At 69.2% G+C, this 24,490-nt stretch carries 20 protein-coding genes; 7 read left to right on the top strand and 13 right to left on the bottom strand.

The annotated features are described in order from the left end of the window. Window positions 1-19 precede the first annotated feature (19 nt). The 5 genes from VM780_RS01685 (at window position 20) to lexA (ending at window position 3,511) form a co-directional block, all read left to right on the top strand. Window positions 20-583: a DUF1003 domain-containing protein gene (locus VM780_RS01685; RefSeq protein ID WP_325444460.1), complete on the top strand. Its 564-nt coding sequence runs from the start codon at window positions 20-22 to the stop codon at window positions 581-583. A gap of 58 nt (window positions 584-641) precedes the next feature. Then, complete coding sequence (locus VM780_RS01680) at window positions 642-965, top strand: hypothetical protein (RefSeq protein ID WP_325444458.1); 324 nt, start codon at window positions 642-644, stop codon at window positions 963-965. Continuing rightward, the gene (gene moaC / locus VM780_RS01675; RefSeq protein WP_325444456.1) at window positions 962-1,453 is read left to right on the top strand and encodes a cyclic pyranopterin monophosphate synthase MoaC; all 492 of its coding nucleotides are present in this window, start codon (window positions 962-964) and stop codon (window positions 1,451-1,453) included. The genes VM780_RS01680 and moaC overlap by 4 nt, the downstream gene beginning before the upstream one ends. Beyond that, on the top strand, window positions 1,450-2,670 hold the full coding sequence (gene glp / locus VM780_RS01670; protein WP_325444454.1) for a gephyrin-like molybdotransferase Glp: 1,221 nt from the start codon (window positions 1,450-1,452) through the stop codon (window positions 2,668-2,670). The genes moaC and glp overlap by 4 nt, the downstream gene beginning before the upstream one ends. Before the next feature lie 127 nt (window positions 2,671-2,797). Then, a complete protein-coding gene (gene lexA / locus VM780_RS01665) occupies window positions 2,798-3,511 on the top strand; it encodes a transcriptional repressor LexA (RefSeq protein ID WP_325444452.1) in 714 nt (237 codons plus the stop codon). Here lexA and VM780_RS01660 read toward each other — a convergent pair. Continuing rightward, window positions 3,505-5,817, bottom strand: coding sequence for a ComEC/Rec2 family competence protein (locus VM780_RS01660; RefSeq protein ID WP_325444450.1), 2,313 nt, complete (start codon window positions 5,815-5,817; stop codon window positions 3,505-3,507). The two genes, lexA and VM780_RS01660, sit on opposite strands and share 7 nt — an antisense overlap. Window positions 5,818-5,918: 101 nt before the next feature. On the opposite strand from VM780_RS01660, the gene gltX reads away from it, so the two are divergent. Both gltX and gltA read left to right on the top strand, forming a co-directional pair. Then, window positions 5,919-7,352 (top strand): glutamate--tRNA ligase, encoded by a 1,434-nt coding sequence (gene gltX, locus VM780_RS01655; protein ID WP_325444448.1) that lies wholly within the window; start codon window positions 5,919-5,921, stop codon window positions 7,350-7,352. 157 nt (window positions 7,353-7,509) lie between these two features. After that, window positions 7,510-8,838 carry a citrate synthase gene (gene gltA / locus VM780_RS01650; RefSeq protein WP_325444446.1) on the top strand — a complete coding sequence of 443 codons (1,329 nt, stop codon included), beginning with the start codon at window positions 7,510-7,512 and terminating at the stop codon, window positions 8,836-8,838. 49 nt (window positions 8,839-8,887) lie between these two features. On the opposite strand, the gene fabZ is transcribed toward gltA, so the two are convergent. From fabZ to dnaE, 12 genes are all read right to left on the bottom strand, one after another. Beyond that, window positions 8,888-9,370 (bottom strand): 3-hydroxyacyl-ACP dehydratase FabZ, encoded by a 483-nt coding sequence (gene fabZ, locus VM780_RS01645; RefSeq protein ID WP_325444444.1) that lies wholly within the window; start codon window positions 9,368-9,370, stop codon window positions 8,888-8,890. Window positions 9,371-9,494: 124 nt separating this feature from the next. Next, window positions 9,495-10,367: a UDP-3-O-(3-hydroxymyristoyl)glucosamine N-acyltransferase gene (locus VM780_RS01640; protein ID WP_325444442.1), complete on the bottom strand. Its 873-nt coding sequence runs from the start codon at window positions 10,365-10,367 to the stop codon at window positions 9,495-9,497. Window positions 10,368-10,461: 94 nt separating this feature from the next. Then, window positions 10,462-12,885 carry an outer membrane protein assembly factor BamA gene (gene bamA, locus VM780_RS01635; protein ID WP_414652767.1) on the bottom strand — a complete coding sequence of 808 codons (2,424 nt, stop codon included), beginning with the start codon at window positions 12,883-12,885 and terminating at the stop codon, window positions 10,462-10,464. 183 nt (window positions 12,886-13,068) lie between these two features. Beyond that, entirely contained in the window at window positions 13,069-14,217 is a 1,149-nt protein-coding gene (gene rseP, locus VM780_RS01630; protein WP_325444438.1) for an RIP metalloprotease RseP, read from the bottom strand. Window positions 14,218-14,276: 59 nt separating this feature from the next. Then, window positions 14,277-15,473 (bottom strand): 1-deoxy-D-xylulose-5-phosphate reductoisomerase, encoded by a 1,197-nt coding sequence (gene dxr, locus VM780_RS01625; protein ID WP_325444436.1) that lies wholly within the window; start codon window positions 15,471-15,473, stop codon window positions 14,277-14,279. After that, window positions 15,467-16,279 carry a phosphatidate cytidylyltransferase gene (locus VM780_RS01620; RefSeq protein WP_325444434.1) on the bottom strand — a complete coding sequence of 271 codons (813 nt, stop codon included), beginning with the start codon at window positions 16,277-16,279 and terminating at the stop codon, window positions 15,467-15,469. Before VM780_RS01620 ends, dxr begins: the two co-directional genes overlap by 7 nt. 38 nt (window positions 16,280-16,317) lie before the next feature. Then, complete coding sequence (locus VM780_RS01615; protein ID WP_325444432.1) at window positions 16,318-17,091, bottom strand: isoprenyl transferase; 774 nt, start codon at window positions 17,089-17,091, stop codon at window positions 16,318-16,320. A 104-nt stretch (window positions 17,092-17,195) separates the two neighbouring features. Continuing rightward, window positions 17,196-17,759, bottom strand: coding sequence for a ribosome recycling factor (gene frr, locus VM780_RS01610; RefSeq protein WP_325444430.1), 564 nt, complete (start codon window positions 17,757-17,759; stop codon window positions 17,196-17,198). A 50-nt stretch (window positions 17,760-17,809) separates the two neighbouring features. Further along, entirely contained in the window at window positions 17,810-18,541 is a 732-nt protein-coding gene (pyrH, locus tag VM780_RS01605; protein WP_325444428.1) for a UMP kinase, read from the bottom strand. 4 nt (window positions 18,542-18,545) lie between these two features. Beyond that, the gene (tsf, locus tag VM780_RS01600) at window positions 18,546-19,475 is read right to left on the bottom strand and encodes a translation elongation factor Ts (RefSeq protein ID WP_325444426.1); all 930 of its coding nucleotides are present in this window, start codon (window positions 19,473-19,475) and stop codon (window positions 18,546-18,548) included. 83 nt (window positions 19,476-19,558) lie between these two features. Beyond that, a complete protein-coding gene (locus VM780_RS01595) occupies window positions 19,559-20,584 on the bottom strand; it encodes a 30S ribosomal protein S2 (protein WP_325444424.1) in 1,026 nt (341 codons plus the stop codon). A 191-nt stretch (window positions 20,585-20,775) separates the two neighbouring features. Next, window positions 20,776-24,225 (bottom strand): DNA polymerase III subunit alpha, encoded by a 3,450-nt coding sequence (gene dnaE / locus VM780_RS01590; protein WP_325444422.1) that lies wholly within the window; start codon window positions 24,223-24,225, stop codon window positions 20,776-20,778. Between the last annotated feature and the right edge of the window lie 265 nt (window positions 24,226-24,490).

The following is a 24,490-nucleotide window of genomic DNA, read 5'->3' as shown; positions in this document are numbered from 1 at the left end:
GCGGAACAGGGCGGGCCCTATGTCGAACGACCGGCACGCCGAGCTCGACCACGCGGCAGAGCGCTGGTTCGGGAAGAGCGCCGAGACGCTGACCGAAGCCGAGGCGCGCGTGCTGAAGCACGCCAAGCATCGCAGCGTCCTGATCCGGCATCCGGCGCTCCGCGACGAGGAGAAGACGTTCGGAGAGAACCTCGCCGATCATGTGGCGTCGTTCGGTGGCTCCTGGACCTTCATCATCAGCTTTGGGGTGTTTCTCACCCTGTGGGTCGGGGCCAATGTCTGGCTGCTGTCCCGGCCGTTCGACCCATACCCGTTCATCTTCCTCAACCTCATGCTGTCGATGCTCGCGGCGCTTCAGGCGCCGGTGATCATGATGAGCCAGAACCGCCAGGCGATTAAGGATCGCGAGAACGCCGCCCGCGACTACGAGGTCAACCTGAAGGCGGAGATCGAGATCATGGGGCTGCACGAGAAGCTGGACCGGCTGCGGGACGAGCACATCATCGTGCTGCTGGGCAAGCAGCAGGAGCAGATCGACCTCCTCGCGAAGCTCTTGAACAAGGATGACGGCGCAGGTGCTTAGGGAGCCGGAAGCCGAGCCGAGGGATGCAGAGTCCCGGCCTCCGGTCCCGGCAGAGGCCATGATCGAGGCGGTCTTCCGCAACGGCACGATCACGGCCTTCGGCATCACCGTCTCCTTCACGCTCGGCTTCCTCTCGCAATGGGCCTCGAGCCCCGGCGTGTGGCGCTGGTATGATCTTCCATCCGTCTTTGCGGTGTTCTGCGGGGCGCTGCTTCAGATCCGCGCCCTCGCGCTGCTGCTGCCGGTCGAAGGCTTGCTGAAGACGGTCTATGACCGGGCCACGCGCCTTTATCTGATCGGACTCGCGTTCACCGGGGCCGGCGTTTTCGCGGCCGTGTCGTTCGACGTCGCGACCGGAATTCTCACCAGGAGCCCCAAGTGACCTCGGAGCAGACCGGCCTCACCCATCTCTCCGCCTCCGGCGAGGCCAATATGGTCGACGTCGGCGACAAGCCTGCGACGACGCGCGAGGCGACGGCCGAGGGCATGATTGTGATGGCCCCCGAGACCCTGGCGCTGATCCTGGCCGGCGACGCCAAGAAGGGCGACGTGCTCGGCACGGCCCGGATCGCGGGCATCATGGCGGCGAAGCGGACGCACGAGCTGATCCCGCTCTGCCACCCGCTGGCGCTGTCGAAAGTCTCGGTCGATCTCAGGCCCGACGAGACGCTGCCGGGCGTCGTGGTGACCGCGACCGCGCGGGTGACCGGCCCCACCGGCGTTGAGATGGAGGCGCTTACCGCGGTCTCCGTCGCGTGTCTCACGGTGTACGACATGACGAAGGCGGTCGACCGCGGAATGCGGATCGAAGGCGTGCGGCTGCTCGCCAAGTCCGGCGGCCGCTCCGGAGACTTCAGGGCCGAAGGATGAGCGGCCTTCTCCCTGTCGCGGAGGCTCGCGCCCGTATCATCTCGGGCCTGAAAACGCTTCCGTCCGAGCAGGTTCGATTGGGCGAGGCGCTCGGCCGAACGCTTGCCGCGCCGCTCCATGCGCTCCGGACGCAGCCGCCATGGGATTGCTCCGCGATGGACGGCTATGCGGTGCGCTCGGCCGATGTCGCGACCGCCCCGGCGCGTCTGCGCGTCGTCGGTGAAGCCGCGGCCGGAAAGGCTTTCGGCGGCGAGATCGGCCGCGGAGAAGCCGCACGGATCTTCACCGGCGCTCCGCTGCCCGCGGGGGCGGACGCGGTTCTCCTCCAGGAGAACGCCGCGCGCGAGGGCGACGAGGTGGTCGCGCACGAGGCGGTCCCGGTCGGCCGCCATGTCCGTCGGGCGGGCCTCGATTTTACGGCCGGCGAGACACTGCTGCCCGAGGGCCGGCGGCTCGGGGCGCGCGATCTCGCGCTCGCCGCGGCGCTCGGCCACGCCTCGGTCCCCGTCGCGCGGCGGCCGCGCGTGGCGATTCTGGCCACTGGCGACGAACTCGCCCTACCCGGCGCAGAGACTGGCCCGGACCAGATCTTCGCATCGAACGGCTTTGCGATCGCGGCCGCCGTGACCGGCGAAGGCGGCCTGCCGCTCGATCTCGGCGTCGCGCCGGACGATCCAGCGGCGATCCGCGCCGCCATCGAGCGCGCCATCGACGAGAGGGCCGATGTCCTCGTCACGCTCGGCGGCGCTTCCGTGGGCGACCACGACCTCGTCCGGCCGGCGCTGGAGGCCTGCGGCGTCGCGCTCGACTTCTGGAAGATCGCGATGCGGCCCGGCAAGCCGATGATGGCCGGGCGGCGGGGCGAGATGCTGGCGCTTGGCCTTCCCGGCAATCCCGTCTCGGCCATCGTCTGCGCCGTGCTGTTCTTGATGCCCGCGCTTCGGCGTCTCTCGGGGCGCGCCGACATCGAGCCGCAGATCATCCCGGGGCGGCTTGGCCGGGACATGCCGGCCAACGACCATCGCGAAGACTATCTGCGGGCCGCCCTGACCTTCGATCCGGATGGAGTCGCCGTCGCGACTGGCTTCCCGCGGCAGGATTCGTCCATGCTGCGGCGGCTCACCGAAGCCGAATGCCTGCTCGTTCGCCCGGCCGGCGCGGCCGCTGCCCGGGCGGGCGATCCCTGCATGATTCTGCCTCTGCCGCATCCGCTCTGAAGCCGAAGCGCAGGAGCGGATTCCCGACGTCCGCCCCGGCATGAACCGAACGTTAACTGTTGCAGAACACATCTAGAACAGGTAGATTTCTGTTCATGATTTGTTTTGCACCGTCGCGGACCCGCCCATGTTGACCCGCAAGCAGTACGAGCTTCTGCGCTTCATTCATGAGCGGCTGAAGGAGGCCGGCGTGCCGCCCTCCTTCGAGGAGATGAAGGAGGCGCTCGACCTCAAGTCGAAGTCGGGCATTCATCGGCTCATCATGGCTCTCGAGGAGCGCGGCTTCATCCGGCGCCTGCCGAACCGGGCGCGCGCGCTCGAAGTGCTGAAGCTGCCAGAGGCCGCGGCCCCCTCGGTCACGCGGCCGACCCCCCGGTTCTCGCCGAGCGTGATCGAAGGCAATCTCGGGCGGCTCAAGCCCGCTTCTTCGAACGACGACGACGGCGAAGATCGGCGCTCGGCCGTGCATGTGCCGGTGATGGGCCGGATCGCCGCCGGCGTGCCGATCTCGGCGATCCAGACCAGGAGCCACACGATCGCGGTGTCTCCGGACCTGCTGTCGACCGGCGAGCACTTCGCTCTCGAGGTGCGCGGCGATTCGATGATCGAGGCCGGCATTCTGGATGGCGACCTCGTCCTCATCCGCCGTCAGGACACCGCCGACACGGGCGACATCGTGGTCGCGCTGGTGGACGAGGAAGAGGCCACTTTGAAGCGGCTGCGGAAGCGCGGCGCCTCGATCGCGCTTGAAGCCGCAAACCCCGCCTATGAAACGCGGATCTTCGGCCCCGACCGCGTCGCCATCCAGGGACGGCTCGTCGGGCTGATCCGCCGCTACTGATCGTCCGGAGAGGTCTCGTCTTCCTCCTCCGCCTCGGCGGAACCGGTGGGGTCGACCGGCGGAGGCCTGAGGTCCTTGACGGGCGCCGTCGGGGCGAACGCCAGACGCGCAGCGGCGGCCGGAGGCGGCGTCGGGGGCTGGCGCGTCCATGGCCTTGAGCCCGCGGGGTCGAGGGCGGCGACGCCCGAAAAGCCATCGCCGGAGCGCGTGAGGCTCAGCGCGCCGGTCGCTGCGAGGATTCTTCGGTCAACCACCGCCGCCGTCTCCGCGCAGGCCGCCGGCGCGTCAAGGCGCGTGACGACAAGCGCCGCCCGCCGGCAGTCCTCCTCCAGTCCCCTCGGGTCCCACGACAGCGCGACGACGCCACCGCCCGCGAGGGGCGCGGTGCAGCCATAGGCGTCGCACCGCACGTCGCGTGCGGCGTCCCGCGTCGGCGCAGGCGAGCCGTCGGCCGCAAACCAGACCTTGGCGGCGAACCGGCCCGGGCTGGCGCCGAGCAGCGCGAGCCGGCCATCCGGCGCCCGCGCCGCAAGCGCCCGACCCGATGCGTCGATCACGACGTCCGGCCGCGCCGGAAACGCCGCAAGCGCGAGCGCCGCCCCGAGAATCGGGAGCCCGCCCCAGCGCAGCGCCGTTCGCCAGAGGCAGAGCCATGCGATCCCCAGCGCGAAGAGGCTGAGGGCGCCCGGCCCGAACGCCACGACGTTGCGTTCGGCGCCTGGCCAGGCGGCGACCGCTCCAGCGACGGCGAGCACGCCCTCGAGTCCGAAGCCCATGAGACGCCACCAGATCGCGTCCAGTCCTAGGGGCGCGAACAGCAGCCCGGCGATCGCCGCCGGCATCACGATCAGCCCGACTAAGGGCTCCGCGAGCGCGTTGCCCGCCAACGCGTAAGGCGTCAGGCGCTGGAAATGATAGGCGGCGAACGGCGCGGTCGCGAGCCCGGCGATGAGGGTCGTCATAACCGCGAGCGTCGCCGCGCGTCGAAGGCGGCGCGTGAGCGCCGCGCCGCGCGAGGCCGGCGGCGGCGCGGGAGGCAGGTCACGCCTGGTCTCGAACCACGCCACCAGGCCGGCCACGGCGGCGAAGGACATCTGAAAACTCGGCCCAAGCAGCGCATCGGGCGTCCAGGCGGTCACCAGCAGCCCGGCGAGCGCGAAGTTGCGGGGCGCCAGCGCGGACCGGCCGATCATCACGGCGAGCAACGCGACCGCGATCATGACGTAGGAGCGCTGCGTCGCGACCTCCGCGCCGGAGAGCGCGAGATAGAAGGTGGCCCCGGCGAGCGCCACCGCTGCGCCGATTTCCTTGACCGGCAGGCTGAGCGCCGCGCGCTGGGAGAGCGCGAGCAGCGCCCGCGCGAACCAGAACAGCGTGCCGGCCACGAGCGCCATGTGCAGCCCGGAAATGGACAGGATATGGCTGAGGCCGGCGGCGCGGAGGTCGTCCGAGACCGAGGGCGGGATCGGGCCTTGCACGCCCGTGACCAGAGCCGCCGCCACCGCGCCTTCCGGGCCGCCCACGGCGGCCGAGATGCGCGCGGTGAGGTCCGCGCGCAGTCGCTCCAGCCGCGCCGCCGCGTCCGACATGACGCCACCCGGAGAGGCCGGCAGAATACGGATGTCCTTCGCGCCGTAGCCGGTCGCGCCGATCTGCTCGAAGAAGGCCACGCGCGCGAAGTCGTAGCCGCCGGGGCGCACGGGCCCCTCCGGCGGCCGCCAGAGCGCCGTCAGCGCAATGCGGTCGCCGGCCGCCAGCGGCGGATCTGCGCGCGCGGTCACCCGAACGCGGGCCGGCATGTCGCGCGCGGCCAGCGTGATGAACCGTTCCGGCGCGATCGTCAGCCGCCGCATGCCGCGCGCGCGCGGCTCGACGAACAGGACGCGGCCGACCACCTCCCCGCGCAGCGGCCGCTCGAGCGTCGGCGCTTCTGCGCGGACCGTCGCGAGCTTGCCGGCGAGAAAGCCCGCGCCGCCGAAGGTCAGGCCGAGCGCGAGCCAGAGCGCGAGGAATCTGCCGCGGGCAAGCCAGAGCAGCCCGAGCCCGAGACCGAGGGGCGCTGCGCTCGCCCACAGTTCGGGCTCGCGGCCCGCCGAGAAGTAGATCGCGGCGCCGCAGCCGAACGCGACGGGAAGCCAGAGCGCCGGTCGACCGGCCTCCGCCTCCTCGGCGAGCAGCGCCGACAGTCGGGCGGAAGCCGCGCCGCCCCATGCCGTCGCCGCGCGGTCGGGACCGGCCGCCCGATCCTCCGGAATGGCCGCTGCGCGCGCCCTGCCCCGCTTTGGCCGGCCCGGCTGCTCCGCCATCGGCGCGTCTTTCCCCCGGTCGCAGGCCCATGCTACACCGGCGCGCCGCGGCGTACAGACGACGCCGCACCCCTCCCCCGAGCGCGAGAGAACGACCTGAAGTGAGCGAGACCGTCGTCACACGCTTCGCGCCGTCGCCGACGGGCTTCCTGCACATTGGCGGCGCGCGGACCGCGCTGTTCAACTGGCTGTTCGCCAGAAGTCTCGGCGGCACGATGCTGCTGCGGATCGAGGACACCGATCGCGCCCGGTCGACCGACGCCGCGATCGCGGCGATCCTCGACGGCCTGAAGTGGCTCGGTCTCGACTGGGACGGCGAGCCTGTCTTCCAGTTCGCCCGCGCCGCCCGGCACCGCGAGGCGGTGGAGCGGATGCTGGCCGAGGGCCGCGCCTATCGTTGCTACGCGACGGCCCAGGAGCTTGAGGAGATGCGCGCCAAGGCGCAGGCCGAAGGGCGTCCGCCGCGCTACGACGGCCGCTGGCGGGACCGGCCGGAGACCGATTGGCCGACGGACCGCCAGCCGGCGATCCGGCTCAAGGCGCCGATCGAGGGCGAGACCGTCATCGACGATCTCGTGCAGGGGCGCGTCGTCATCCCCAACAAGGACCTCGACGACCTCGTGCTGCTGCGCTCGGACGGAACGCCGACCTACATGCTGGCGGTCGTGGTCGATGATCACGACATGGGCGTGACGCACGTCATCCGCGGGGTCGACCATCTCACCAACGCCGCCCGCCAGGCGCAGATCTACGACGCCATGGGCTGGAGCGCGCCCAAGATGGCGCATATCCCGCTGATCCATGGCCCGGACGGGGCGAAGCTCTCGAAGCGCCACGGCGCGCTCGGCGTGGAGGCCTACCGGGAGATGGGCTTCCTGCCGGCAGCGCTGCGCAACTACCTCGCCAGGCTCGGCTGGAGCCATGGCGACGATGAGATCTTCTCGACCGAACAGGCGGTCGAGTGGTTCGATATCGGCGACGTCGGCCGTTCGGCGGCGCGCTTTGATCAGGTCAAGCTGCAGAACCTGAACGGCCATTACATGCGGGCGACGCCTGACGCGGAGCTGATGGAGGCTTTCCGCGCCGCGCTTCCCTACCTGCCGGGCGGACCCGCCGCGATCGCGCGGCTCGATGAAACCGGCCGCTGGCCGGCGCTTGAGGGAGCGCTTCCGGGCCTCAAGGAGCGCGCGAAGACTCTCGTCGAACTGCTGGACGGCGCGCGCTTCCTTCTCGATGAGCGGCCGCTGTCGCTGGAGCCCGCCGCAGAGCAGTTGCTGACGCCCGACGCGCGCCGGCTGCTCGCGCTGCTCGCCGAGCGCCTCGCGGCGATCGACCCCTGGACGGCCGCCGAGGCGGAAGCCGCCGTGCGTGCGGTGGCGGAGGAGGCCGGCGTCAAGCTCGGCACGGTGGCGCAGCCGCTGCGGGCCGCCCTGACCGGACGCAAGACTTCGCCGGGCATCTTTGACGTCCTGGTCGCCCTCGGACGGCAAGAGAGCCTGGCGCGGATCGCGGATCAGGCCGCGCAGCCGGCGTGATCCGGCCAGGACTGGCGCTGACGTTTGACAGCGCTAGTTCGCACTGCAACAAAAGTAGCGTCGCGCCGTCCCTGCGCCCTCCCCCTCCTGCGAGCCGGAGAGCCACGTGCCGTTCCTGGCGCGACAAGGCCATAATTCCAGCGAAGGGGCATGGCGCATGAATGCGACGACCAGCACGCTCAAGGTTCAGGAAGGCTCGCCGGAAGCCGGTCATCTGAGCGTCGAAGGGGCGGAGCTTGATCTTCCGATCAAGCACGGCTCGATCGGCCCGTCCGTTCTCGACGTCCAGACGCTCTACAAAGACACGGGCCTGTTCACCTACGACCCGGGCTTCACCTCGACCGCCAGCTGCGAGTCGAAGATCACCTATATCGACGGCGACGCGGGCCTGCTGCTCTACCGCGGCTACCCCATCGACGAGCTCGCGGAGCACGGCGACTTCCTTGAGACCTGTTATCTGCTGCTGTTCGGCGAGCTGCCGACCTCGGCGCAGAAGGCGGAGTTCGACCGCCAGGTCACGCGCCACACCATGGTCCACGAGCAGATGTCGCGCTTCTACAGCGGCTTCCGGCGCGACGCGCATCCTATGGCGGTGATGTGCGGCGTCGTCGGCGCGCTCTCGGCCTTCTATCACGACTCGACCGACATCACCGATCCCGAGCAGCGGCTGATCGCCTCGATCCGCATGATCGCCAAGACGCCGACGCTTGCGGCCATGGCGTACAAATATTCGATCGGCCAGCCCTTCGTATATCCGCAGAACGCGCTCGATTTCTCCGCGAACTTCCTCAACATGTGCTTCGCGGTGCCGTGCGAGGAGTACAAGGTCAACCCGGTCCTGGCGCGCGCGATGGATCGGATCTTTATCCTGCACGCCGATCACGAGCAGAACGCTTCCACCTCGACGGTGCGGCTCGCGGGCTCTTCGGGCGCCAATCCGTTCGCCTGCATCGCGGCCGGCATCGCCTGCCTGTGGGGTCCGGCGCATGGCGGCGCCAACGAGGCCGCGCTCAAGATGCTTGGCGAGATCGGCACGCCCGACAAGGTCGAGCTCTATGTCCAGAAGGCCAAGGACAAGAACGACCCGTTCCGCCTGATGGGCTTCGGCCACCGCGTCTACAAGAACTACGACCCGCGCGCCAAGATCATGCAGAAGACCTGCCACGAGGTCCTCGCCGAGCTCGGCATCCAGGACGACCCGCTGCTCGAGGTGGCGGTGGAGCTCGAGAAGATCGCGCTCAAGGACGAGTACTTCATCGAGAAGAAGCTCTACCCGAACATCGACTTCTATTCGGGCATCACGCTCAAGGCGATGGGCTTTCCGACGGCGATGTTCACGGTGCTTTTCGCAGTGGCGCGCACCGTCGGCTGGATCGCGCAGTGGAAGGAGATGGTGGAGGATCCGTCGCAGCGGATCGGGCGTCCGCGCCAGCTCTACACCGGCGCGCCCGAGCGCGACTACGTGCCGATCAATGAGCGCCGCTGAGGCGGCCGCCTGAGCATGAAAAAAGCCCCGCCTGCCGGCGGGGCTTTTTTTATTTGTCGACCAGCATGGCCGAAATCTCGGCCTCGCACACCAGCGCGCCGGCCACCTTCGCCTCGCCGCGGAACCACCACATGTTGGCGCGCTTCCTGATCTGCGTCATGTGGTACTCGACCACGTCGCCAGGCGTCACCGGCTTGCGGAACTTCGCCTTGTCGATCGTCATGAAGTAGACGATCCGCGGCGAGTTCGGCGCGGTGCGGGACGCGACGCAGATCGCCCCCGCCGTCTGCGCCATTCCCTCGATCAGCAGCACGCCCGGCATCACCGGCGCCTGGGGGAAATGGCCCTGAAAATGCGGCTCGTTGAACGTGACGTTCTTGATCCCGACGCCGGACCTGTCGCCGTCGATGTCGATGATGCGGTCGACCAGCAGGAACGGATAGCGGTGCGGCAGATAAGACATGATCGCCGCAATGTCGGCGGCGGCGAGCGTGGTCGGCTCCGAGGATGGCGTCGCGGTAACGTCGTTCATCTCAATTCTTCCCTGGGCGCCGGGTCGGCTCTGCGGCCGGCGTTTCAGCGCATGACATCCGAGGATCCGCCGAACCCGGTGGACGGCAGGAACCTTCGCCCCCTTCGCCGCTCTCGGCGCAGATCTAAATGGTGGGCTCGAAGCTCCCCACGACGGCGAAATCGTCCAGCGTCGCCCCAGGAGGAACCTGGCTTCGGGCGAGCACGACGCAGTGGCGGCCGACGGTGACGTTGTGGCCGATCCTGACCAGGTTGTCGATCTTTGCGCCCTCGCCGATCACGGTGTCGCGATCGGCGCCGCGGTCCACCGTGGCGTTGGCGCCGATCTCCACATCGTCCTGGATAATCGCGCGGCCGACCTGAGGAAGCCGGGTCCGGCGTCCGTCCACGGACGCCAGCGCCGGGCCGTCCTGACCGATCCGCGCGCCCTGCCTCACGATCACCCGGTCGCCGACCAGCGCATGCACGATCGAGGCGCCGGGTCCCACGACTGCGCCGCGGCCAAGCCTGACGTCGGCCCCGATGACCGCATTGGCGCAGATCACCGCGCCGCAGCCGATCTCGGCGCGGGGGCCGACGACGGCTCCGGGATCGACGGTGACGTCGTTCTCGAGCTTCGCCTCAGGGTGGATCACAGCGCCCGGCGCCACTCCGTCCCCAAAGATCGGTTGCGGGCGCAGGGCGGCCGGAAACAGCGCGCCCGCCACTTTCGCGAAGGCCCGGGCGGGGTCGGGCGTGACCAGCGTGATCGCGCCTTCAGGGGCGAGCGCCTCGAATTCGGCCGCCACCAGGATCGCCCCTGCGAGGCTGTAGCGGATTGCGTCGGCGCCCTCCGATCCGAGCAGCAAAGCGATGTCGGCCGGACCGGCCCAACCGATCGGCGCGAGGCCGGTGATCGAGACGTCCGCCGGCCCCCGCCCGCGCCGGGCGCCGGTGAGCGAGACGAGCGCGGCGAGATCGAGCGGCTGCGGTGCCGGAAAGAAGCGGGGTTCGGTCATTGGGCTCCGGCCGCCGCCGGCGAAAACGAAACGGGCGGCGGATGTTTCTCCGCCGCCCGTTTATGAGATTTGTGTGAAACCCGAAAGCCTGTTCTCAGAACCGGGTGCCGCCCGAGAACCGGAACACCTGGGTCTCGTCATACTTCTCCTTCGACAGCACCTTGGCGAAGTCGAAGCGGATCGGGCCGAGCGGCGAGTTCCAGAGGATCGAGGCGCCGACGGACGAACGGATCTTCTTGCTGTCGGCCGCATTCACCGTGACGGTGCTCGTGCCGCCACCGCCGCCGACGCCGTTCGGAACGCCGCTGATGCTCTTGATGCCTTCGTAGCCGAAGACCGTGCCGGCGTCGGCGAAGACCGCGCCCTTCAGGCCGATCTCCTTGGGCAGGCCGAAGATCGGGAACTGCGCTTCAGCAGACGCGCCGAAGTAAGTCGTGCCGCCGAGCGGATCGTCGTTCGGGCTGCCGCGCAGCGGGTTGGCCGTGCCAAGGTCGCGCGGACCGAAGCCCTGGGGCTCAAAGCCGCGCACGAGATCGGGGCCGCCCGGGAAGTGATCGAGCACGCGCAGATCGTCGCTGCCGAACGCCTTCACGTGACCGCCCTGCAGCCGCAGAATGCCGACCACGTCGTCAACGAACAGCGGATGATAGTAACGGCCGTCAAAGGTGCCGCGGACATATTTGGCGTCGCCGCCCAGGCCCGCCACGTCGCCCTTGAGCTCCGCATAGATGCCCTGGGTCGGGTTCACCGGATTGTCGAGCGTATTGTAGATCAGCGAGATGCCGGCGAGAGACGTCAGCGTCTTGCCTTGGGCCTCGAAGATGGCCGCCGACGCGCGGTCGCGGTTCACGGTGCCGTCGCTGTTATAGATGTCCCGATAACGGCTCGGGATCTTCAGATCCTGCTGGTAGACCTGATAGCGGGTGCCGATCGTGAACTCGTCCGTGATCGGGAAGCCGAAGCGCAGGCCGCCGCCATAGGTGTCGACCTTGTAGGAGGTGTAGTCCGTGTCGTCGCGGCGCTTCACATAGGCGTCGACGCCCGCCGACACGCGATAGCCGAGGAAGTACGGCTCGGTGAAGGAGAAGTCGAAGCCGGAGGTGTTCTGGCCGAACTGCGCCGCGATCCGGGCGTACTGACCGCGGCCGAGGAAGTTACGCTCGCCGAGCGCGACTTCGCCGATGATGCCGTCCTGCGAGGAGTAGCCGCCCGCGACCGAGAACTCGCCGGTGGGCTGATCCTCGACGTCCACATTGACGATGACGCGATCCGGCGCCGAGCCGGGCTCGGTCGTGATGCGCACGTTCTTGAAGAAGCCGAGCGCCTTGATGCGCCGCTCCGCGCGGTCGATGAAGATCTGGTTGTAGGCGTCGCCCTCGCCGATATCGAACTCGCGGCGGACCACATAGTCGCGCGTGCGGGTGTTGCCGCGCACATTGATGCGCTCGACATAGACCCGCGCGCCTTCTTCGACGACGTAGGTGATGGCGATCGTGCGGCCGTTCACGTCGCGATCGCCGCGCGGACGAACCTGCGCGAAGGCGTAGCCGCGCGAGGCGAGCTCGAGCGACATGTTCTCGACCGACTTGTCGACGTCCTTGGCGCTGTAGACCGAGCCCGAAGAGGACTCGATCCGGCTCTTCAGGGTCGCGGCGTCGACTTCGGCGACGTGCGACTCCACGTCGACCGGGCCGAAGCGGTACTGCTGACCTTCCTCGACCACGATCTTCAGCGTGAAGGCGTTGGTTTCGCGGTTGAGGTCGGCGTTGGCCGAGACCACCCGGAAATCAGCATAGCCGTGGTTCAGATAGAACTTGCGGAGCTGCTCGAGGTCCGCGTTGATCCGGTCCGGATCATAGACATCGGAGGTCTTGATCCAGCTCAGCCAGTTCGACTCGGTGGTCGACATCTGGTCGCGCAGCGTGCCGTCGCCGAAGGCGTCATTGCCTTCGAATTCAATGGCTTGGATCTTCGTCTTCTCGCCTTCGTTGATCTCGAAGACGAGGTCGACGCGGCCATTCGACTGATTGATGGTCTTCGGCTCGACGGTGACCTGGTAGCGGCCCGAGCGGCGATAGATCTCGGTGATGCGCTGGGCGTCGGCCTGGACGACCGCAGGGTTGAACGGGCCGCGCGCCTTCGACTGGACTTCCGAGGACAGGACAGCGTCCTTGACCTTGGAATTGCCCTCAAACGCCACCCGGTTGATGACCTGGTTTTCGCTGACGCTGACCACGATGCCGCCGCCGGCGCGCGTGACCCGCACATCGGAGAACAGGCCGCTTGCGTAGAGCCCGCGAATGCCTTCGTCGACAACCGGCTGGGTCAGCGGACCACGACCCGTGAAATAGGAACGGATCGTCTCCGCGTCGACGCGCTGGTTTCCCCGGACGGTGATGCCGCTCGCGCTCTGCGCGCTGGCCGCCGTAGCGCCGAGAAGGCCGGCCCCCACGCCCGCTATCATCGGCGCGACTGCGACCGACGAGGCAAGGGCAAGGCGCCCGACTACTCGAACCATACGCTTCATGGGCTGACGGACCCCCGTGCCGTGTGCCGCGCTTCCGCAACCGCTTGCAACGGCTGAAATCCGCGGAGCGACCCCGTCCGCTTCTATAGAACTTTGACGCACGTGCAAACTCGCTACTCAACGCTTGCCGACGTTTCGCCCCTGCCGTTGCGGCGGGGCCACGCCACCCCGATTTCAGCCTAGTGACGAAAGATGAACGATGTCGTTCCACGTCGCGAAGACCATCAAGGCAAGCACGAGAGCGAAGCCCACGCGCATGCCCATTTCCTGCGTGCGCGGCCCCAACGGCCGGCCGCGCAGCGCCTCGATCGCGTAGAAAAGAAGATGGCCGCCATCGAGCATCGGGATCGGAACGAGGTTCAGCAGCCCGATCGAAACCGACAGAATCGCTGCGAGATTCAGCAGCGCCAGGAAGCCGAGGCTGGCGAAATCGCCTGAGGTCTTGGCGATCCTGATTGGGCCGCCGATCTGGTCCGTCGACTCGCGGCCGACCAGCATCCGCCCGAGATAGGCGCCGGTGCGCGACACCTGGAACCAGGTCTCCTGCGCCCCCGCCCAAACAGCGTCGAGCGGCCCGTAGCGCTCGAACCGCAGGTTCTGCGGATTGGTCGAGCGCTTGATGCCGAGCAGGCCGATCTTGAGCTTGTTGCCGAACGGGTCGGAGACCTCCTTCAGCTTCGGCGTCGCCTCCAGCGTCAGCCGCTGGCCCGCGCGCTCGACGATTACGCGCAAGCTCTGATCGGCGCTGACCTCGACGATTCTCTGCATGTCGCTGAACGAGCGGATGGCCGAGTCGTTGATCTGCAGCACCAGGTCGCCAGGCGCGAATCCCGCCGCGGCCGCGGCGCTGCCCGGCTCGATCTCGTCCACCACCGCGTCCGTCACTGGCCGACCGGCGGCCATGAAGACGCCCGCGAAGATCGCGATCGCCAGCAGGAAATTCGCGATCGGCCCGGCCGCCACGATCGCGGCGCGGCTTGGCAGCGGCGCGAAAAAGAAGCTGCCGCGGCGTTCCTCTGGGGACATCCGCTCGAGCAGTTCGACGTCGGGCGCACTGGCGCCGTTCTCGTCGCCCGCGAAGCGGACATAGCCGCCGAGCGGGATCGCCGCGACGCGCCAGCGCGTGCCACGCCGGTCAAAGAAACCGAACAGTTCCGGTCCGAAACCGATTGAGAAGGTCAGCACGCGCACGCCGGTCCAGCGCGCGACAAGGAAATGACCAAGCTCGTGGAAGAAGATCACGAGCGTGAGCACGAAGAGGAACGGGACCAGATAGCCGAGAGTGGCCGACCCCGCGCCCAGCATCTCGTGGAGAAACGTCATCAGATCCTCGATTCAGGCGGCGCTTCCGGCCGGGCCACGACGGCGAGACTGCGCCCAGTCTACCGCGCCCGGAGCCGGGTCTCCAGCAGACAGGCGGACGCGATCGCGCGAGCCTCGCAGTCGAGTTCGATCGCCTCGTCGATGGAGGCCGGCGCCGCGTTGAGTCCGAGCCGACCCGCCTGATCGAGAGCATCGGCCACGATCCGCGGAATGTCCATGAAGCCGATCCGCCGCTCCAGGAACAGCCCGACCGCGACCTCGTTCGCCGCGTTCAGGATCGTCGCCGCCGCGCCGCCGGCCGCGAGCGCCTCGCGCGCCAGGCGAAGCGCCGGGAATCGGCCGACATCCGGCGCCTCGAAGGTCAGCGCGCCGGTGCGGACAAGATCGAGCCGGGGAGTCGGCACCTCGATCCGCTCGGGGAAACCGAGCGCATGGGCGATCGGTACGCGCATGTCGGGAGCCGCCAAGCCGGCTGTAACGGCGCCATCCCTGAACGCCACGAGCCCGTGCACGACGGACTGCGGATGCACCACCACGTCGAGTCGCTCCGCCTCGATGGCGAACAGATGATGCGCCTCGATCAGCTCAAGGCCCTTGTTCATCAGGGTGGCGGAATCGATCGTGATCTTGGCGCCCATCGACCAGGTCGGGTGCCTCAGCGCGTCCTCCGGGCGGGCGGCCGCGATCCGCTCCGCAGGCCACAGCCTGAACGGTCCGCCCGAGGCGGTGATCGTCATCTTCTCGACGTCCGCCACCGACTGCCCGCCGAGCGCCTGCAGCAGGGCGTTGTGTTCCGAATCGACCGGCAGCAGCGTCGCGCCGGCGCGCGCGACCTCGGCCATGAAAGCCGCCCCCGCGCAGACCAGGCATTCTTTGGTCGCGAAGGCGACCGCGCCGCCCGTGCGCACCGCCGCGACAGTCGGGGCGAGCCCGGCGGCGCCGCTGATCGCCGCCATGGTCCAATCAACCGGCAGCGAGGCCGCATCGAGGCAGGCGGTCGGGCCGGCGCCGGAGGAGACGCCGGAGCCGTCGAGCGCAGCGGCGAGCCGAGCGCCCTGCGCTGGATCGGCGATCACGGCCCGGCGCGCGCCGACCCGGATCGCGAGTTCCGCGAGCGCAGCGGCGTCGCTTCCGCCGACGAGCGCCTCGACCTCGAAGCGCTCGGGATGGCGCTCGATCAGGTCGAACGTCGCGCGGCCCACCGAGCCGGTCGCGCCCAGAATGGTGACGCGGCGCTTGCCGCCCTGGCTCACCATCGCAGGAGCCCCTGCCCCGCACCGTCGAGCCCGCCGCGCGCGATCCCGATGGCGGCGGCGAAGGTCGCTGCGACAAGAAAGCCGTCGAGCCGGTCCATCAGCCCGCCATGGCCCGGAATGAGCTGGCTCGAATCCTTGGCGCCGAAGGCGCGCTTGACGCCGGATTCGAACAGATCCCCGAGTTCGGCCAGGATCGCCGTCGCCAGAGCGACCGCCGCCACCGGCCAGAGATTGACCACGCCGCCAAGCGCCGCGACCGCTACGCCCGCTCCGGCCGCAGCAGCCGCGCCGCCCACGGCGCCCGACCACGTCTTCTTGGGTGAGATGCGCGGCGCGAGCTTGGGGCCGCCGAGCGCCCGACCCGTGAAATAGGCGGCGATATCGGTCGCCCAGACGACTGCGAAGAGCCAGAGCGTGGCGAGCAGCCCATCTTGCGCATCGCGCCGCAGCAGGATGACGCCCACGAAGGCGGCCGCCCCATAGGGAACGGCGGCGGCGGTCAGATAGACCGGCCGCGCCACCACGGCCGCAGCGGCGGCGCCGAGGGCGAGCGCCGCAGCGACCACCCAGAGCGAGATGGTCAGGTAGCTCGCAAGGCCGACCAGCGCGCCGGCGATTCCGAGCGTAAGCGCGACCGTCTGCGCAGCCCGCCGCCGCGCCTTCGGGTCAGGGGCCGAAAGCCACGCCCATTCGACCCCGACCGCAACGCCGGCGATGGTCCAGAAGATCGCGAACAGAATGCCGCCAAGTCGCGCCACGAGCAGCGCCGCGGCGATCATGACGACCCCCGACAGGACGCGCCTCATGAGCTCGGACGAGCCCCCGGACGCCTTGGAGCCTCCCGTCACGCGCCGGCCCGCGCGGCGCGCCCGCCGTAACGGCGCTGCCGCGACCGAAAACTCGCGATTGCCTCCTCGAAGTCGGCCCGGTCGAAATCCGGCCAGAACCGCGGGAGGAACACGAACTCCGCATAGGCGCTCTGCCACAGGAGGAAGTTCGACAGGCGAAGTTCGCCGCTCGTGCGGATGACGAGATCCGGATCCGGCATGTCGGCGGTGTCGAGATGGTCGGAAATCGACGCCACGTCGATCGCGGCGGGATCAAGCCGGCCTTCCTGCACCGCCGTCGCGATGCGGCGGACGGCGCTGACGATTTCCTGACGGCCGCCATAGTTGAAGGCGACGACGAGGTTCAGCCCGGTGTTGGCGCGCGTGAGGCTTTCGGCGTCGTCCAGCAGCTTCGCGATGTCCCGGGGCAGGCCTTCGCGCTCGCCGATCACCCGCACCCTCACATTTTCGCGGTGCAGATCCGTCAGGTCGCGACGGATGAACAGCCGCAACAGGTTGAGCAGATCGGAGACTTCCTCTGCGGGCCGCGTCCAGTTCTCCGACGAGAAGCTGTAGAGCGTGAGGTAGCGGACCCCGAGGTCATAGGCGGACCGGACGGCGCGCCGCAGCGCCTCGACGCCGCGGCGGTGGCCTTCGAGGCGCGGCAGGCCGCGCGCCGCGGCCCAGCGGCCGTTGCCGTCCATGATGATCGCGACGTGTCGCGGCGCCCCGCCGTCAGCCGGCTGCTCGGCCGGGCTCCCACTCAATCGGCTCAGACTGCTTGGCGACATGGCAGGGCCCGGACCAGAATGCTCAAAGTCCCGGTCCGGCGCGGCCAGGACCTTCGTCATGTTCGGCCTGACGCGGCCGAGTCGGCTGTCGAGCCCGCAGGATATCACACCTGCAGGATATCTTTTTCCTTCGCCGCCACCGCCTGATCGATGTCGGTGACCGCAGCGTCAGTCGCCTTCTGGACCTGATCCGCGAGCCGGTCGTGATCGTCCTGACTGATGTCGCCGTCCTTTTCGTTCTTCTTCAAGGTGTCGAGGCCGTCGCGGCGGACGTGGCGCACCGCGACCCGCGCCTGCTCGGCGTATTTGTGAGCGACCTTGACGAGCTCCTTGCGCCGCTCGGCGTTGAGCTCCGGCAGCGGGATCCGCATGAGCTGACCCTCGGTGATCGGGTTGAGGCCGAGATTGGCCTCGCGGATCGCCTTCTCGACGGCGCCCACCATGGAGCGGTCCCAGACCTGCACGCTCAGCATACGGGACTCCGGCACGCTTACGGTGGCGACCTGGTTGAGCGGCATCTCCGCGCCGTAGGCGGTCACCGTGACCGGATCCAGCAGGTTCGCCGAGGCGCGCCCGGTGCGAAGCCCCTGGAGATCGGTCTTCAGCGAGGCGATCGCCCCCTGCATGCGGCGCTTGATGTCATCGATGTCGAACGAACCGGCGGACATGATGGAAATGCTTCCTGCTTGCGGGCCTGGAGGAGCGCTCGGTGCCTCTGTCAGCTCGTGACGATCGTCGCGCGCCCTCCGCCGCAGATGACCGCCGGGATCGAGCCGGGCTCGTGGATGGAAAACACGATTAGCGGAAGTGCGTTCTCGCGGGCAAGCGCGAAGGCGGCGGCGTCCATCACCTTGAGATCCCGCTGCAGGACTTCGTCATGGCTGACGCGATCGAACCGCGTGGCGGTGGGATCACTCTTCGGATCGCCGGTGTAGACGCCGTCGACCTGCGTCGCCTTGAGGAGCGCCTCGCAGCCGGTCTCGATCGCGCGCAGCGCCGCGGCGGTGTCGGTGGTGAAGAACGGATTGCCGGTTCCGGCCGCGAAGATCACAACGCGGCCGCGATCGAGATGGGCGAGCGCGCGCGGCCGGGTGTAGGTCTCGCACACCGCCGGCATGTCGAGCGCCGACAGCACCCGCGTCTGGACGCCCTGGCGCATCAGGGCGGCCGCGAGGGCGAGCGCGTTCATGACGGTCGCCAGCATGCCCATATAGTCGCCGGTCGCCCGGTCGACGCCCTGGGCCGAGACCTGCACGCCCCGGAAGATGTTGCCGCCGCCGACCACGACCGCGAGCTCGACCCCGAGCGCATGCGCCGCCGCCAGATCGGCGGCGATGCGGTCCACGGTGGGCTGATGGAGCCCGAAGGCCGAAGGCCCCATCAGGGCCTCGCCCGACACCTTGACGAGGACGCGTCGATAGAGCGGCGTCGTCTCGGAGGCGGGCGTCACGGCGTCAGCTTTTCGTGCCGGCCGCCGCGGCGACTTCCGCCGCGAAGTCGGATTCCTCGCGCTCGACGCCCTCGCCCAGCGCCAGCCGGACGAAGCCGGTGATCTGGATCGGCGCGCCGACCTCGGCCTCGGCCGCCTTCACGGCCTGCGCGACGGTCTTGGACCCGTCATGCACGAAGGGCTGATCGACGAGGCAGACCTCCTTGTAGAAGGTCTTGACGCCGCTCTCGACGATCTTCTCGACCACGTTCTCGGGCTTGCCCGAGGCGCGCGCCTTGTCGGCCAGCACGCCGCGCTCGCGCTCGACCACCGCCGGATCAAGCGACGCCGCGTCGAGAGCCTGCGGGTTGATGGCCGCGATGTGCATCGCGACCTGACGGCCGAGCGCAGTGAGCGCGTCGACCTTGCCTTCCGACTTCAGCCCGACCAGCACGGCGATCTTACCGAGGTTCGGCCCGACCGGCGAATGCACGTAGGAGCCGACGACGCCGGCCGGCACGACGACCTGCGCCGCGCGACGGAGCGTCATGTTCTCGCCGATCTTGGCGACGGTCGCCTGGATCTTCTCCTGCACGCTGCCGCCGCCCGGATAGCCGGCCGCCTCGATCGCCGCGACGTCGTCGCCGGCCTCAAGCGCCACGGTCGCGATGGTCGCGACCATCTCCTGGAATTCCGGATTGCGCGCGACGAAGTCGGTCTCGGCGTTCACCTCGATCGCGACGCCCTTCTGGCCCGCGACGGCAAGCGCCACCAGACCCTCGGCTGCGACTCGGCCAGCCTTCTTGGCGGCCTTGGCGAGACCCTTCTTGCGCAGCCAATCGACCGCGGCCTCCATGTCGCCGCCGACCTCGGCGAGCGCGTTCTTGCAGTCCATCATGCCGGCGCCGGTCTTCTCGCGAAGCTCCTTCACCATGGCTGCGGTGATGTTGGCCATTGTTTCCTCTAACTCGCGTCGTCCCGCGGGGCGACGAATTCCGGTTGGGACCCGCGCCCGAAGGCGCGGGCGTCCCGATCGATTCAGGCCGCGACGCCGGCGAGGTGCTCGCGCGCCTGCGCGACCCAGCCTTCACGCTCGATGCGGCCGTTGAGCTTCATGTCGGCGTCCGCCTTGGCGACGTCTTCCGGCTTCATCGCCGAGAGCTGCCAGTAGTGATAGATGCCGTACTCGTTGAGCTTCTGCTCGAGCTGCGGACCGACGCCCGAAAGCTTCGACAGATCGTCCGGCGCGCCGCGCGGCGCCGCCAGCAGCTCGAACGCCTCGCCGGGCGCTTCCGGCTCGGCCGTGTCGGCGGCGAGCGTCGGCTCCTCGAGCGCGGGCTCTTCCTGCGCGCCGAGATCGACGCCGAGGTCGCCCTGGCCGCGGCCGATGCCGTCAAGCGCGGCGCGGGCGATCAGGTCGCCGTAGAGCGCCAGCGCGCGGCCAGCGTCGTCATTGCCCGGGATCGGATAGGTGATGCCTTCCGGATCCGAATTGGTGTCGAGGATCGCGGCGACCGGGATGCCGAGGCGCTGGGCCTCCTTGACCGCGATCTGCTCCTTGTTGGTGTCGATCACGAAGATCAGGTTGGGCAGGCCGCCCATGTCCTTGATGCCGCCGAGCGTCTTCTCGAGCTTGTCGCGCTCGCGCGACAGCGTCAGGCGCTCCTTCTTGGTGAAGCCCTGGGCCTCGCCGGAGAGCATCTCCTCGAGCTTGCGCAGCCGCTGGATCGAGCCGGAAATCGTCTTCCAGTTGGTCAGCATGCCGCCGAGCCAGCGGGAGTTGACGAAATACTGCGCGGACCGGCGGGCGGAGTCCGCCACGATCTCGGCCGCCTGGCGCTTGGTGCCGACGATCAGCACGCGGCCGCCGCCGGCCACGACGTCGCTCACCGCCTGCAGCGCGCGGTGGAGCATCGGCACGGTCTGCGCGAGATCGATGATGTGAATGTTGTTGCGGGCGCCGAAGATGTACGGGCCCATCTTCGGGTTCCAGCGGTGGGCCTGATGGCCGAAGTGCACGCCAGCTTCGAGCAGCTGACGCATCGTGAAGTCGGGAAGCGCCATTTTCGTATTCTCCGGTTGCCTGCGCGGGCGCCGCTGGCTCATTGGGCCAGCGCCGGAACGGCTTGGTTATCGCCGCCTACCCGCGTGTGGGATGGCGCGGCTTATAGGCGAAAGGCGCAGCCGAAGGCAAGCCAAGAGCCAGCGCGCCGTTCGGCTCCGCGGCGGCCGAAGCCGAACGGCCGGCGTTCGCGTCAGGCGGCTTCGACCGCCACCACGCCAGGCACCGTCTTCAGCGCGCCGGCGATCTGCGGCGAGACCCGGTAACGGCCGGGCAGTCGAATCTCGACCTCAGTCTCCTCCTCGTCGAGCAGCAGCACGACCGAGACCTCCCCGTCGCCCGCCTCGAGCCGGCGCGACACGTGCTCGATCGGCTCCGCCGCCCGCATGAAGATTCGCACCGAGCGCTGCAGCCGCTCCGCCGCCTGGTCGAGCGGCTCGACATGCTCGAGCCGCAGCCGCAGCTCGTCGCCCTCCACGGCCGCCGCGACCGAGACGATCACCGGCGTGTTGGGCTCCAGCAGGTCGCGATATTTGGCGAGCCCTTCGGAAAAGATCACCGCTTCGTAATGCCCTGTCGGATCCGACAGGGTGACCACGCCCATCCGGTTGCCGGTCCGGGTCTTGCGCTCCTGCCGCGTCAGCACGGTCGCGGCAAGCCGACCCGCCGTCGCGCCGGCCTTGGCGGCCGCCGCGAAGTCCGCGAAGCGCCGCACCCTCAGCTTCTCGAGCAGCGTCTGGTAGTCGTCGAGCGGATGGCCGGACAGGAAGAAGCCGACCGCCTCATACTCCCGCTTCAGCCGGTCGCCCGCCGACCAGGTCTCATGCGGCTGGGGGCGGATCGGCTCCTCGGCGGCCTCGAAGAAGCCGAACTGCCCGATCGCCTCGTCGTCCCGTGTGCGCGACGCGATCGCCATCACGGCGTCGACGCTCGCAAGCGCTCGCGCCCGGTCCGGCTCCAGAGCGTCCAGCGCGCCGGCCTGCACCAGGCTTTCCAGCGCGCGGCGCGGCAGCGCCTTGGCGTCGAGCCGCTTGGCGAAATCCCGCAGGTCCCGGAACGCGCGCTCGCGCCGCTGGGCCACGATTCCCTCGACGGCCTGCGGGCCGACTCCCTTTAGCGCCGCGAGCGCATAGAAGATCGCGCCGTCCTGCACGTCGAAGGCGACGTTCGAGCGGTTGACGCAGGGCGGCCGCACCGGAATGCCGAGGCGCATCGCCTCCTGGCGAAACTCGGCAAGCTTGTCGGTGGAGCCCATGTCGAGCGTCATCGACGCCGCCAGGAACTCGACCGGATAGGTCGCCTTGAGATAGGCGGTCTGGTAGGCGACCAACGCGTAGGCCGCCGCATGGCTCTTGTTGAAGCCGTAGTCGGCGAACTTCGCGAGCAGCTCGAAAATCGTGCCGGCGTCCGCCTTGCCGATGCCGCGCTCGACCGCGCCTGAGACGAACCGCTCGCGTTGCGCGTCCATCTCGGAGCGGATCTTCTTGCCCATCGCGCGGCGCAGCAGGTCGGCTTCGCCGAGCGAATAGCCGGCGAGCGACTGCGCGACCTGCATCACCTGTTCCTGGTAGATGATGACGCCGAAGGTCTCGGCCAGGATCGGCTCGAGCTTGGGGTGGAGATATTCCGGCTTCTCCAGCCCGTGCTTGCGCGCGCAATAGGTCGGGATGTTCGCCATCGGCCCTGGGCGGTAGAGCGCGACCAGCGCGATGATGTCTTCGAACCGGTCGGGCTTCATGTCCGCGAGCGCGCGCCGCATCCCTGCGCTTTCGAGCTGGAACACCCCGACCGTCTCGCCACGCGACAGCATCGCGTAGGTCGCCTCGTCGTCGATCGGGATCTTCTCCAGATCGAGCTCCACCCCGCGCTGCCGCAGCAGCTTCGCAGCGGTCGAAAGCGTGGTGAGCGTCTTGAGGCCGAGGAAGTCGAACTTCACCAGGCCCGCCGGCTCGACCCACTTCATGTTGAACTGGGTGACCGGCATGTCGGAACGCGGGTCGCGGTAGAGCGGGACCAGCTGCTCGAGCGGCCGGTCGCCGATCACGATGCCGGCGGCGTGGGTCGAGGCGTGGCGGTAGAGGCCTTCGAGCTTCAGCGCGATGTCGAGCATGCGGCCGACGGTCGGGTCCGTGGTCCGGGCCTCCGCGAGCTTCGGCTCGTCGCCCACCGCCTGCTTCAGCGTGACCGGGTTCGCCGGGTTCTGCGGCACGAGCTTGCAGAGCTTGTCGACCTGCCCGTACGGCATCTCCAGCACGCGGCCGACGTCGCGCATCACGCCGCGCGCCTGCAGGGTGCCGAAGGTGATGATCTGCGCCACGCGATCCTGGCCGTAGCGGTCCTGGACGTAGCGGATCACCTCCTCGCGCCGGTCCTGGCAGAAGTCGATGTCGAAGTCGGGCATCGACACGCGCTCGGGATTGAGGAAGCGCTCGAACAGCAGCCCGAACCTGAGCGGGTCGAGGTCCGTGATGGTGAGCGCATAAGCGACGAGCGAGCCGGCGCCCGAGCCGCGGCCCGGCCCGACCGGGATTCCCTGCGCCTTCGCCCATTTGATGAAGTCCGAGACGATCAGAAAGTAGCCCGGATATTTCATCCGCTCGATCACGCCGAGCTCGAACTCCAGCCGCGCCTCATAGTCCTGGACCGAAAGTCCCGGCGCGGGATCATGGGCGGCGAGCCGCGCCGCGAGGCCGGCCTGCGCCTGCCGCCGCAGTTCCGCGGCCTCCGCGTCGGCGCCGTCGGCGGTCGCCTCCCCCACCGTGAAGCGGGGCAGGATCGGCTTGGCGGTGCGGGGCCGATAGGCGCTCCGGCGCGCGATCTCGACCGTGCTCTCGAGCGCCTCGGGCAAGTCGGCGAACAGCGCCGCCATCTCGGCGCGGGTCTTGAGGTAATGATCCGGCGACATCTGCCGGCGGTCGGTCTCGGCCAGCACACGGCCGTCGGCGAGGCAGATCAGCGCGTCATGCGCCTCGTGGTCGGCGCGCTCGACGAAGCGCGCCCCGTTGGTCGCGACCAGCGGCAGACCCCGCTCATAGGCGAGCCCGACCAGCGCCGGCTCGACCGCGACCTCTCGGGGGAGGCCATGACGCTGGAGCTCGACATAAAGGCCGTCGCCGAAAAAGCCGGAAAGCCTGCTGAGCCGCGCGCCCGCGACATCGTCCGCGCCTTCGGCGAAGGCGCAGTCGAGCGGCCCCTCGGGCCCGCCGGTGAGGGCGATCAGCCCGTCGCAGAGCCCTTCCAGCATTTCGAGCGTGGCGTGCGGCGGCGCGTCCGGGTCGCTCTGCAGGAAGGCGCGGCTGCTGAGCGCCATCAGGTTGCGATAGCCCTCGGCGGACCGCGCCAGCAGCACGATCGAGGGCCGCCGCAGATCGCGCACGGGTCGCCCGCCCCGCTGCTCGCGATCCTGGAAGTCGATCGGCAGCGTCAGCCCGACGATCGGCTGGACGCCGGCGCCGGCGAGCTTTTCAGAGAATTCCAGCGCGCCGAACAGATTGTCGTCGGTGAGCGCGATCGCCGGCATCCGGTCGGCCTTCGCCGCCGAAGCGAGCTTCGCGATCGTCAGCGCGCCCTCCAGCAGCGAGAAGGAGGAACGCACGTTCAGATGCACGAAGCCTGGGTCGCTCGTCAGCCCTCCCGTCGCCATGTCGTTCCTCCCACGCTCGCTGCGACCTTATCCGGCCTCGTGCAGAAGCGCCCGGCCTCCCCGCCGGTCTCCACAGAAGACGACGTTCAGGCGGCTCCGAGCGCCGCAGCCCATACCATGACCGCGCCGGCGAACAGCGCCACCGAAGCAAGCTCGAGACAGAAGACAGTCACTGCGCGGACGCCGCGATAGGCCATGGTTCTCTCCCCGTTCTTCTATGTACCTATTTTGTTCTCCATCGATGATCCGGAGTCAAGCCCTCGCG

Origin of the sequence: Hansschlegelia sp. (genome assembly GCF_035538955.1) — a bacterium.
Lineage (GTDB): Bacteria > Pseudomonadota > Alphaproteobacteria > Rhizobiales > Methylopilaceae > Methylopila.
Note: the sequence above shows the minus strand (reverse complement) of the source record. Positions and strands in the feature narration are given on the sequence as shown.

What these genes read in the sequence shown, in the direction of transcription:
- VM780_RS01685 (WP_325444460.1), top strand. Translation starts at nt 20, where the DNA reads ATGTCGAACGACCGGCACGCCGAGCTCGACCACGCGGCAGAGCGCTGG.
- VM780_RS01680 (WP_325444458.1), top strand. Translation starts at nt 642, where the DNA reads ATGATCGAGGCGGTCTTCCGCAACGGCACGATCACGGCCTTCGGCATC.
- glp (WP_325444454.1), top strand. Translation starts at nt 1,450, where the DNA reads ATGAGCGGCCTTCTCCCTGTCGCGGAGGCTCGCGCCCGTATCATCTCG.
- lexA (WP_325444452.1), top strand. Translation starts at nt 2,798, where the DNA reads ATGTTGACCCGCAAGCAGTACGAGCTTCTGCGCTTCATTCATGAGCGG.
- VM780_RS01660 (WP_325444450.1), bottom strand. Translation starts at nt 5,817, where the DNA reads ATGGCGGAGCAGCCGGGCCGGCCAAAGCGGGGCAGGGCGCGCGCAGCG.
- gltA (WP_325444446.1), top strand. Translation starts at nt 7,510, where the DNA reads ATGAATGCGACGACCAGCACGCTCAAGGTTCAGGAAGGCTCGCCGGAA.
- fabZ (WP_325444444.1), bottom strand. Translation starts at nt 9,370, where the DNA reads ATGAACGACGTTACCGCGACGCCATCCTCGGAGCCGACCACGCTCGCC.
- VM780_RS01640 (WP_325444442.1), bottom strand. Translation starts at nt 10,367, where the DNA reads ATGACCGAACCCCGCTTCTTTCCGGCACCGCAGCCGCTCGATCTCGCC.
- bamA (WP_414652767.1), bottom strand. Translation starts at nt 12,885, where the DNA reads ATGGTTCGAGTAGTCGGGCGCCTTGCCCTTGCCTCGTCGGTCGCAGTC.
- rseP (WP_325444438.1), bottom strand. Translation starts at nt 14,217, where the DNA reads ATGACGTTTCTCCACGAGATGCTGGGCGCGGGGTCGGCCACTCTCGGC.
- dxr (WP_325444436.1), bottom strand. Translation starts at nt 15,473, where the DNA reads ATGGTGAGCCAGGGCGGCAAGCGCCGCGTCACCATTCTGGGCGCGACC.
- VM780_RS01620 (WP_325444434.1), bottom strand. Translation starts at nt 16,279, where the DNA reads ATGAGGCGCGTCCTGTCGGGGGTCGTCATGATCGCCGCGGCGCTGCTC.
- VM780_RS01615 (WP_325444432.1), bottom strand. Translation starts at nt 17,091, where the DNA reads ATGTCGCCAAGCAGTCTGAGCCGATTGAGTGGGAGCCCGGCCGAGCAG.
- frr (WP_325444430.1), bottom strand. Translation starts at nt 17,759, where the DNA reads ATGTCCGCCGGTTCGTTCGACATCGATGACATCAAGCGCCGCATGCAG.
- tsf (WP_325444426.1), bottom strand. Translation starts at nt 19,475, where the DNA reads ATGGCCAACATCACCGCAGCCATGGTGAAGGAGCTTCGCGAGAAGACC.
- VM780_RS01595 (WP_325444424.1), bottom strand. Translation starts at nt 20,584, where the DNA reads ATGGCGCTTCCCGACTTCACGATGCGTCAGCTGCTCGAAGCTGGCGTG.
- dnaE (WP_325444422.1), bottom strand. Translation starts at nt 24,225, where the DNA reads ATGGCGACGGGAGGGCTGACGAGCGACCCAGGCTTCGTGCATCTGAAC.